The organism is Pseudomonas sp. PSB11, from assembly GCF_014596605.1.
In the GTDB taxonomy this organism is placed as follows: domain Bacteria; phylum Pseudomonadota; class Gammaproteobacteria; order Pseudomonadales; family Pseudomonadaceae; genus Aquipseudomonas; species Aquipseudomonas umsongensis.
On sequence record NZ_NOIO01000022.1, the window covers coordinates 103,461 to 113,488 of the forward strand.

Below are 10,028 nucleotides of genomic sequence, written 5' to 3' on the forward strand. Positions count from 1 at the left end.
GTAAAATGCCGCGCTTTCTCCCCATGGGAAGCGCGCCAGGCGCCGCATCCCTCGATGATCCGCTTCTTGAGGACTTGAGATGACCCGTATCGGAACTCCATTGTCGCCCACCGCGACCCGCGTATTGATGTGTGGCTGTGGCGAGCTGGGCAAGGAAGTGGTGATCGAGCTGCAACGCCTGGGCGTTGAAGTGATTGCCGTGGATCGCTACGCCAATGCGCCGGCCATGCAGGTGGCGCATCGCAGCCACGTGATCAACATGCTTGATGGCGCGGCACTGCGCGCGGTCATCGAAGCCGAGCAGCCGCACTTCATCGTGCCGGAAATCGAAGCCATTGCCACCGCGACCCTGGTGGAACTGGAGTCCGAAGGCTTCACCGTGATCCCCACCGCGCGGGCCGCACAGCTGACCATGAACCGCGAGGGCATCCGTCGCCTGGCCGCCGAAGAGCTGGACCTGCCGACCTCGCCTTACCACTTCGCCGACACCTTCGAGGATTACAGCAAGGCCGTCGAAGACCTCGGTTTCCCCTGCGTGGTCAAGCCTGTCATGAGCTCGTCGGGCAAGGGCCAGAGCCTGCTGCGCAGCGTCGATGACGTGAAGAAGGCCTGGGATTATGCCCAGGAAGGCGGTCGTGCCGGTAAAGGCCGGGTGATCATCGAAGGATTCATCGATTTCGATTATGAGATTACCTTGCTGACCGTGCGTCACGTCGGTGGCACCACCTTCTGTGCACCGGTCGGTCATCGCCAGGAGAAAGGCGATTACCAGGAAAGCTGGCAGCCTCAGGCCATGAGCCCGGTGGCGCTGGCGGAATCCGAGCGCGTGGCCAAGGCGGTGACAGAGGCCTTGGGTGGCCGTGGCCTGTTTGGCGTCGAGCTGTTCATCAAGGGTGATCAGGTGTGGTTCAGCGAAGTGTCGCCGCGTCCGCACGACACCGGTCTGGTGACGTTGATTTCACAGGACCTGTCGCAATTCGCCCTGCATGCACGGGCGATCCTGGGGCTGCCGATTCCGCTGATCCGTCAGTTCGGCCCGTCGGCTTCGTCGGTGATCCTGGTGGAAGGGCAGTCGACCCAGACCGCGTTTGCCAACCTGGGTGCAGCGTTGAGCGAGCCGGATACGGCATTGCGTCTGTTTGGCAAGCCTGAAGTGAATGGCCAGCGCCGGATGGGTGTGGCGCTGGCGCGGGATGAGTCGATCGAGGCGGCTCGTGCCAAGGCAACCCGCGCATCCCAGGCAGTTGTGGTAGAGCTCTAACCGCGGCGCGGCATTCGCGAGCAGGCTCGCTCCCACATTGGATCGGTGTACACCAGAACCATGTGGGAGCGAGCCTGCTCGCGAAGCTTCTGATCGTTCCTACGCTCTTATGAGACTCGATTCAGGTCGTTATTGCGCGTTTCCTTCAGGCACAGCACGGCGATCAGGCTCAGCACCGCCGCCCCCGACACATACCCGCCGACGTAACTCAGTCCGCCCATCGCCACCAGTTTCTGCGCAAAGAACGGTGCCGCCGAAGCCCCGACGATCCCGCCCAGGTTGTACGCAGCCGAGGCGCCGGTGTATCGCACGTGGGTCGGGAACAGCTCTGGCAGCAGCGCGCCCATCGGCGCAAACGTCACGCCCATCAGAAAAAGTTCGATGCACAGGAACAGCGCCACGCTCCAGGTCGAACCTTGCGTCAGCAGAGGCTCCATCAAAAAGCCCGAGAGGATCGCCAGCACACCGCCGACGATCAGCACCGGTTTGCGCCCGTAACGGTCGCTGGCCAAGGCTGAGAGCGGCGTGGCCGCGGCCATGAACAGCACCGCGAAGCACAGCAGGCCGAGGAAGGTTTCGCGGCTGTAGCCGAGCGTCGCCACGCCGTAACTCAGCGAGAAAACAGTCGAGATGTAGAACAGCGCATAACACACCACCATCGAACCGGCCCCCAGCAATACCGGTACCCAGTATTGGCTGAACAGTTCCACCAGCGGGATCTTCACCCGTTCCTGGCGCGCCATGGCGTTGGCGAACACCGGTGTTTCGTGGAGTTTGAGTCGCACGTACAGGCCGACCATCACCAACGCCGCGCTGAGCAGGAACGGAATCCGCCAGCCCCAGGAGCGGAACTGTTGATCATCCAGCGTCATGGCCAAGGTCAGGAACAGGCCGTTGGCCGCGAGGAAGCCGATGGAGGGGCCCAATTGAGGGAACATGCCGAACCAGGCGCGCTTGCCCTTCGGGGCATTTTCCGTGGCGAGCAAGGCGGCACCGCCCCATTCGCCGCCCAGTCCCAGGCCCTGGCCGAAGCGCAGCACGCACAGCAGGATCGGTGCCCAGGCCCCAATGCTGTCGTAACCCGGGAGCACGCCGATCAGCGTGGTGCACACACCCATCAACAACAGGGAGGCCACGAGGGTCGATTTACGGCCGATGCGGTCGCCAAAGTGCCCGAACAACGCCGAACCCAGCGGTCGTGCCAGGAAGGCGATGCCGAATGTGAGGAAGGCCGAGAGCATCTGGGCCGTGCCGGAGGTCTGTGGAAAGAACACCGGGCCAATCACCAGCGCGGCTGCGGTGGCATAGACGTAGAAGTCGTAGAACTCGATGGCCGTGCCGATGAAGCTCGCGGTGGCCACGCGGCTGGCGGAGTTCACCGGTGCGGGTGTGGCGTCGTTGTAGGTCGTGCTGGTCGTCATGCGGTAATCCCTGACTGTCATGTGCCCCAGTGGAGCGAATTATTATGGTCGATTACCCAGGGATGTGGGTGCAGGCGCGGGTCGCCGTTCCAGGTCGGAGCAGGCGTCGGTTTGTAGCGGGCGTGTCTGATGGTCAGGCCGGAACTTGCGGTGTGCAGGGTAAGCACGGGACGGCGAGGCTTGGGTAAGCCGTTCGATTATAGGAAGGTGGCTAACGATTCAACAAGTGCAAAAAAGATCGCAGACTGCGATCTTTTAACGGTTATTGGACTGATGCAACTGCCGGTACAGAACTGTTGTGCCAGATCAGCACCCGCGTGACACGGTTGTCCTCGGTTTCGAGAATTTCCAGGCGATAGCGGCCGATTTTCAGGCATACCGGACAGTCCGGGATGGTTTCCAGCGCTTCGGTCACCAGGCCGTTCAGGGTTTTCGGGCCGTCGCTGGGCAGGTGCCAGCCGAGGCTCTTGTTCAAGTCGCGGATCGAGGCGGCACCGTCGATCACCAGGCGGCCATCGGCCTGTGGATGGATGTGCGGGTTGTCCTGGCTTTGCTGGCTTTCGAATTCACCGACGATTTCTTCGAGAATGTCTTCGAGGGTGACGATACCCAGGACTTCGCCATATTCGTCGACCACCATGCCCAGGCGCCGCTGTTGCTTGTGGAAGTTCAGCAATTGCAATTGCAGCGGGGTGCTTTCAGGGACGAAGTAGGGTTCGCGACAGGCCGCCAGCAAGGCTTCCAGGGTCAGGCTGCCGTCGGGTAGCAAATGGCCGATTTGCCGGGTATTGAGCACCGCTTCCACTTGGTTGATGTCGCTGTGGAACACCGGCAGGCGGGTGCGCTGGTTGTGGCGCAGTTGCTCGATGATGTCTTCGATCGGGTCGTCGAGGTTGATCCCGTCGACCTCGCTGCGCGGCACCAGGATGTCGTTGACCGTGATGTTATCCAGTGCATGGATGCCCGGCAGCGCGTGCGGACGGCTGACAGCATGCTCTTGATGGCCGTGAGGGTCGTGCCGCGGCGGTACGGGCTCGTCTTCGCTCTGTTGCACGACATTGGCTTTGCGAGCGAACGGGCGCAACAGCAACTGGCTGATGGCATTGAGCAGCCACGCTGCCGGATATACAAGCTTCAGGGGGATGGCCAGCAAGTTGTTGCCCAGGGCCAGGATTGCGTCCGGATGACGGGTGGCGAGGGCTCGCGGCAGGTAGTCGGCCAGGATCAACAGAAGGGCACCGGCGCCCGCACACGCCAGCCACGGGCCGTTTTCAGCCCAGGTAAAAATCGCCAGCAGGGTACAGATGACCATGACCAGGGCGCGGCACAGGGTATTGCAGAAGATCAGGCTGACAAGGGGGAAGCTCAACCTGGCCAGCGGTTTGTCGCTGGCGCGCGATGCATTGCGCTGGGCCAGCAGGTGCTGCTGCGCGGCTTCTATGGCAGTAAACAGCCCCGACCACAATATCAGCAAGGCTACTACTGCAAGCATCGGCCCTATGGGCAAGTCGTCCATTATTGCCGCCCGTCAGATGTGCAGGATGTATTCACGAACCAGCTTGCTGCCGAAATACGCCAGCATCAACAGGCAGAAACCGGCCAGGGTCCAGCGAATGGCCTTGTGACCTCGCCAGCCAAGGTGGTTACGGCCCCAGAGCAGCACGCTGAAGACGATCCAGGCCAGGCAGGCCAGCAGGGTCTTGTGCACCAGGTGCTGGGCGAACAGGTTGTCGACAAACAGCCAGCCGGAGATCAGCGACAGCGACAACAGTGTCCAGCCGGCCCAAAGGAAGCCGAACAGCAGGCTCTCCATGGTTTGCAGTGGCGGGAAGTTCTTGATCAGCCCGGAGGGATGCTTGTGCTTGAGTTGATGATCCTGGAGCAGCAGCAGTAGCGACTGGAACACTGCAATGGTGAACATGCCATAGGCGAGGATCGACAACAGGATGTGGGCGAGAATGCCTGGCTCCTCGTCGATGATTTGCACAGTACCGGTGGGGGCGAACTGTGCCAGCAGCGCGGTCAATGCACCCAGGGGGAACAGCAGCACCAGCAGGTTTTCCACCGGAATGCGTGAGCAGGCCAGCAGCGTCAGGGCGATGACCGCAGCGGCAATCAGGCTGGCGGCACTGAAAAAATCCAGGCCCAGGCCAATCGGGGTCAGCAGGTGGGTCACCAGGCTGGCGCTGTGGGCCAGCACCGCCAGCACGCCGAGCGTAACCAGCAGGCGCTTGTTGGCCTTGGCTCCGGTGGCCAGGCGAGTGCCTTGATAGAAGGTCGCAGCGGCGTATAAGCAGGCGGCGGCGAGGGTAGCAAGCAAACTGGGTGACAAGGGGAGCATAAGTCCTGTTAGGCAAGCCCGAAAGGCGCTGAGTTTGGCATAGAACCCACGCGACACGAAAGTGCGAGGTGTCCGCCAGACGCAGTCTTCGCTATAATCCGCGACCTGCCCACGCCGCAGGCTCGCCGAGCACACGTTTAGTCCGGTCTGGGCCGCCATTATCCCGGTCTACACAGGGCCTGAAAGGATCGCGCAATGTTTGAAAACTTAACCGACCGTCTCTCGCAGACGCTGCGCCATGTCACCGGCAAGGCGAAGCTGACCGAAGACAACATCAAAGACACCCTGCGCGAAGTGCGCATGGCGTTGCTCGAAGCCGACGTCGCCCTGCCGGTGGTCAAGGACTTCGTCAATTCGGTCAAGGAACGCGCTGTCGGCACCGAGGTGTCGCGCAGCCTGACGCCGGGCCAGGCCTTCGTGAAGATCGTCCAGGCCGAACTCGAAAGCCTGATGGGCGCGGCCAACGAAGACCTGAACCTGAGCGCCGTGCCGCCAGCGGTCATCCTGATGGCCGGTTTGCAGGGTGCTGGTAAAACCACCACCGCCGGCAAACTTGCGCGCTTCCTTAAAGAGCGCAAGAAAAAGTCGGTCATGGTCGTGTCCGCGGACGTTTATCGCCCAGCGGCGATCAAGCAGCTGGAAATGCTCGCGGGTGAAGTCGGTGTTACCTTCTTCCCGTCCGACCTGAGCCAGAAGCCGATCGCGATCGCTCAGGCGGCTATCAAGGAAGCAAAACTCAAATTCATCGACGTGGTCATCGTCGATACCGCCGGTCGCCTGCACATCGATGAAGAGATGATGGGTGAGATCAAGGCGTTGCACGCCGCGATCAATCCGGTCGAAACATTGTTCGTGGTCGATGCCATGACCGGCCAGGACGCCGCCAACACGGCCAAGGCCTTCGGCGATGCGCTGCCACTGACCGGCGTGATCCTGACCAAGGTCGACGGCGACGCCCGTGGCGGTGCCGCCCTGTCGGTGCGTGCCATCACCGGCAAGCCGATCAAGTTCATCGGTATGGGTGAGAAGAGCGAAGCGCTCGACCCGTTCCACCCGGAGCGTATTGCCTCGCGCATCCTCGGCATGGGCGACGTGCTCAGCCTCATCGAGCAGGCGGAAGCGACCCTCGACAAGGACAAGGCCGACAAGCTGGCCAAGAAGCTGAAGAAGGGCAAGGGCTTCGACCTCGAAGACTTCCGTGACCAGCTGCAACAGATGAAGAACATGGGCGGCCTCGGCGGCCTCATGGACAAACTGCCGAACATGGGCGGTGTGAACCTGGCGCAAATGGGCAATGCCCAGAGCGCGGCAGAGAAACAGTTCAAGCAAATGGAAGCCATCATCAACTCCATGACCCCGGCCGAGCGCCGTGACCCTGAGCTGATCAGTGGTTCGCGCAAGCGTCGTATCGCCATGGGTTCCGGCACCCAGGTGCAGGACATCGGTCGCTTGATCAAGCAGCACAAGCAGATGCAGAAGATGATGAAGAAATTCACCGCCAAAGGCGGAATGGCCAAGATGATGCGCGGCATGGGCGGTATGTTGCCCGGCGGCGGCATGCCAAAAATGTAAAGAATTCGCGCAAGGGCTTGCTCTTGCGCAGCCCACACGGACGTGGGATTCACAGCAAACCCGCACTTGGCGGGAGCTGACCGGCCGTTTTTACCGACGGCTCTATAGCAAATCTTGATGGCGGCCGAAAGGCAGCCGGAAAAAGTCATTTGCAAAAGTCCGGATATTCCTTAGAATATGCGGCCTTTCGGGCACCCATGCCCGCTGTGCCTTTAGATTTGCAGCACCGACTACAGGAACGATGTTCACATGCTAACAATCCGTCTTGCCCTTGGCGGCTCCAAAAAGCGCCCGTTTTACCACTTGACCGTAACCGACAGCCGCAACCCGCGCGACGGTTCGCACAAGGAACAGGTTGGTTTCTTCAACCCTGTTGCTCGTGGTCAAGAAGTTCGTCTGTCCGTGAACCAAGAGCGCGTAGCCTACTGGCTGAGCGTTGGTGCACAACCTTCTGAGCGCGTTGCTCAGTTGTTGAAGGAATCTGCTAAGGCTGCGGCCTGAGCAATATGAACGCGACGCCAGCTGCTGCTGATGATTTGATCGTTATCGGCAAGATTTACTCGGTTCACGGCGTTCGCGGCGAAGTGAAGGTGTATTCCTTTACTGATCCGATTAAGAACCTGCTGGATTACAAAACCTGGACGCTCAAGCGTGACGGCAATGTAAAGCAGGTAGAGCTGGTCAGCGGACGCGGGAACGACAAGTTCCTGGTCGCAAAGCTCAAGGGTCTTGATGATCGTGAAGAAGCGCGTCTTCTGGCCGGTTATGAGATCTGCGTGCCGCGCAACCTGTTCCCTGAATTGACCGACGGCGAGTACTACTGGTACCAGCTGGAAGGTCTGAAGGTCATCGATACCCACGGGCAACTGTTCGGGAAAATCGATCATCTTCTGGAAACCGGCGCCAATGATGTAATGGTGGTCAAGCCTTGCGCTGGCAGCCTGGATGATCGCGAACGCCTGTTGCCCTATACCGAGCAATGCGTGTTGGCCGTCGACCTGGCCGCGGGTGAGATGAAGGTGGATTGGGATGCGGATTTCTAAGCGTGGCTAACTTGCGCGTAGAAGTGATCAGTTTGTTTCCCGAGATGTTCTCCGCCATCAGCGAGTACGGCATCACCAGTCGGGCGGTGAAACAGGGGCTGTTGCAGCTCACCTGTTGGAACCCGCGAGACTACACGACGGATCGACATCACACTGTGGATGATCGCCCTTTTGGCGGTGGTCCGGGCATGGTGATGAAGATCAAGCCCCTGGAAGATGCTCTGGTCGAGGCCAAGGCAGCCGCCGGGGAGGGAGCGAAGGTGATTTACCTGTCCCCCCAAGGCCGTCAACTGACTCAGTCGGCGGTACGCGAGTTGGCGAATCTGGATGCATTGATCCTGATTGCCGGTCGTTATGAAGGCATTGACGAGCGTTTTATTGATGCTCATGTCGATGAAGAGTGGTCGATTGGCGACTATGTACTGTCTGGCGGCGAGCTGCCGGCGATGGTCCTGATCGATGCGGTTACACGACTGCTGCCTGGAGCTTTAGGGCATGCGGACTCCGCCGAGGAAGATTCCTTTACGGATGGTTTGCTGGATTGCCCGCACTACACCCGACCGGAGGTGTATGCGGATCAGCGTGTTCCCGACGTATTGCTAAGTGGCAATCACGCGCACATCCGGCGTTGGCGTTTAAAGCAGTCCCTTGGTCGGACCTTTGAACGACGCGTCGATCTTCTGGAAAGCCGCTCGCTTTCTGGAGAAGAGAAGAAGCTGCTCGAGGAATACATCCGCGAGCGGGACGATAGTTAACAACGTATCGATGGTAGATCCGACGATTTACCTTAGGAGCACAGCATGACTAACAAAATCATCCTTGCACTCGAAGCAGAGCAGATGACCAAAGAGATCCCTACCTTTGCCCCGGGCGACACCATTGTCGTTCAGGTGAAAGTGAAGGAAGGCGACCGTTCGCGTCTGCAAGCGTTCGAAGGCGTTGTAATCGCCAAGCGTAACCGCGGCGTTAACAGTGCATTCACCGTGCGTAAGATCTCCAACGGTGTTGGCGTAGAGCGTACTTTCCAGACCTACTCCCCGCAAATCGACAGCATGGCTGTCAAGCGTCGCGGTGACGTACGTAAAGCCAAGCTGTACTACCTGCGTGACCTGTCGGGTAAAGCAGCTCGCATCAAGGAAAAACTGGCTTAAGTCCAGCTTCCGATGCAGAAAAAAGCAGCCTACGGGCTGCTTTTTTGTTGCCCGCGATTTATCTTCGTTGACCGTGTTGCCGGTCCCACCTGAGCCTTTATGCCCGCCATCGATCACCCCCTGATAGACCAGTTCCTCGACGCTCTCTGGCTGGAAAAAGGCCTGTCCGACAACACCCGCGATGCCTATCGCAGCGATCTGGCCCTGTTCAACGGCTGGCTGCAGGAGAAGGGCCTGGAACTGGTCAATGCCGGTCGAGAATTGATTCTCGATCACCTGGCCTGGCGTCTGGAACAGAACTACAAACCCCGATCCACGGCGCGATTTCTCTCGGGTGTGCGCGGCTTTTATCGCTATCTGCTGCGGGAAAAGCTGATCGCCATCGATCCGACCTTGCGCGTGGACATGCCGCAGTTGGGCAGGCCCTTGCCCAAATCCCTGTCGGAAGCTGACGTCGAAGCCTTGCTCAAGGCGCCGGATTTAAGCGAAGCCATCGGCCAGCGCGACCGGGCCATGCTCGAAGTCCTCTATGCCTGTGGCCTGCGGGTGACAGAGCTGATCAGCCTGACGCTGGAGCAGGTCAACCTGCGCCAGGGCGTGTTGCGGGTGATGGGCAAGGGCAGCAAGGAGCGGCTGGTGCCGATGGGCGAGGAGGCGATTGTCTGGGTCGAACGTTATCTGCGCGATGGTCGTGGCGAGTTGCTCGGCGGGCGGCCCAGCGATGTGTTGTTCCCCAGCCAGCGCGGCGAGCAGATGACCCGCCAGACGTTCTGGCACCGGATCAAGCACCAGGCCAAGGTTGCCGGGATCGGCAAGTCGCTGTCGCCGCACACCTTGCGCCATGCGTTCGCCACGCATCTGCTCAACCACGGTGCGGACCTGCGGGTGGTGCAGATGCTGCTCGGCCACAGCGACCTGTCGACCACGCAGATCTATACCCACGTCGCCCGGGCGCGTTTGCAGGACCTGCACGCCAAACACCACCCTCGAGGCTAATGTTGTCCCCTGTGGGAGATTCTATGGTTGAGGTGAAGCCCTCAACTTGTTTTCGGTTGGTATTCGCTCTGTCCCTTTAGCAGAGCGAATACGATCCGAGCGAGCTTGCGAGCCAGCATCACCAGGGCTTGAGTGGTGCTGAAACCCCGATTTCTTTGTTCTTGGTAAAACCCTTTCCAGGCTTCGGTTCGACTCGCCGACATAGCCGCATTGTGCAGAAGGCGGCGGGCTTCTGGATCGCCT

The 10,028-nt window shown here is 60.2% G+C and carries 10 protein-coding genes and 1 pseudogene; 7 read left to right on the forward strand and 4 right to left on the reverse strand.

All coding sequences use genetic code 11. From position 1 onward, the window contains the following. The first annotated feature begins 79 nt into the window (after nucleotides 1-79). On the forward strand, nucleotides 80-1,261 hold the full coding sequence (purT, locus tag CGA21_RS22415; RefSeq protein WP_110755142.1) for a formate-dependent phosphoribosylglycinamide formyltransferase: 1,182 nt from the start codon (nucleotides 80-82) through the stop codon (nucleotides 1,259-1,261). A gap of 107 nt (nucleotides 1,262-1,368) precedes the next feature. Here the strand turns inward: purT and CGA21_RS22420 are convergent, their stop codons facing one another. From CGA21_RS22420 to CGA21_RS22430, 3 genes are all read right to left on the reverse strand, one after another. Beyond that, nucleotides 1,369-2,682 carry an MFS transporter gene (locus tag CGA21_RS22420; protein ID WP_188265069.1) on the reverse strand — a complete coding sequence of 438 codons (1,314 nt, stop codon included), beginning with the start codon at nucleotides 2,680-2,682 and terminating at the stop codon, nucleotides 1,369-1,371. A gap of 262 nt (nucleotides 2,683-2,944) precedes the next feature. Next, nucleotides 2,945-4,198 (reverse strand): HlyC/CorC family transporter, encoded by a 1,254-nt coding sequence (locus tag CGA21_RS22425; protein WP_110755140.1) that lies wholly within the window; start codon nucleotides 4,196-4,198, stop codon nucleotides 2,945-2,947. Nucleotides 4,199-4,210: 12 nt separating this feature from the next. Next, nucleotides 4,211-5,023, reverse strand: coding sequence for an inner membrane protein YpjD (locus tag CGA21_RS22430; RefSeq protein WP_110755139.1), 813 nt, complete (start codon nucleotides 5,021-5,023; stop codon nucleotides 4,211-4,213). A 195-nt stretch (nucleotides 5,024-5,218) separates the two neighbouring features. Here CGA21_RS22430 and ffh point away from each other — a divergent pair, with 195 nt between their 5' ends. The 6 genes from ffh (at nucleotide 5,219) to xerD (ending at nucleotide 9,785) form a co-directional block, all read left to right on the forward strand. Next, a complete protein-coding gene (ffh, locus tag CGA21_RS22435; protein ID WP_188265070.1) occupies nucleotides 5,219-6,595 on the forward strand; it encodes a signal recognition particle protein in 1,377 nt (458 codons plus the stop codon). Between the two features lie 249 nt (nucleotides 6,596-6,844). Continuing rightward, on the forward strand, nucleotides 6,845-7,096 hold the full coding sequence (rpsP, locus tag CGA21_RS22440) for a 30S ribosomal protein S16 (RefSeq protein WP_003198088.1): 252 nt from the start codon (nucleotides 6,845-6,847) through the stop codon (nucleotides 7,094-7,096). A 5-nt stretch (nucleotides 7,097-7,101) separates the two neighbouring features. Next, entirely contained in the window at nucleotides 7,102-7,638 is a 537-nt protein-coding gene (rimM, locus tag CGA21_RS22445; RefSeq protein ID WP_020795643.1) for a ribosome maturation factor RimM, read from the forward strand. Between the two features lie 2 nt (nucleotides 7,639-7,640). Further along, the gene (gene trmD / locus CGA21_RS22450; protein WP_188265071.1) at nucleotides 7,641-8,393 is read left to right on the forward strand and encodes a tRNA (guanosine(37)-N1)-methyltransferase TrmD; all 753 of its coding nucleotides are present in this window, start codon (nucleotides 7,641-7,643) and stop codon (nucleotides 8,391-8,393) included. A gap of 45 nt (nucleotides 8,394-8,438) precedes the next feature. Continuing rightward, the gene (gene rplS, locus CGA21_RS22455) at nucleotides 8,439-8,789 is read left to right on the forward strand and encodes a 50S ribosomal protein L19 (protein WP_003175895.1); all 351 of its coding nucleotides are present in this window, start codon (nucleotides 8,439-8,441) and stop codon (nucleotides 8,787-8,789) included. 99 nt (nucleotides 8,790-8,888) lie between these two features. Beyond that, a complete protein-coding gene (gene xerD, locus CGA21_RS22460) occupies nucleotides 8,889-9,785 on the forward strand; it encodes a site-specific tyrosine recombinase XerD (RefSeq protein ID WP_110755138.1) in 897 nt (298 codons plus the stop codon). 41 nt (nucleotides 9,786-9,826) lie between these two features. Here the strand turns inward: xerD and CGA21_RS30020 are convergent. Next, nucleotides 9,827-10,028: pseudogene (locus tag CGA21_RS30020) on the reverse strand (IS110 family transposase); the annotation flags it as partial.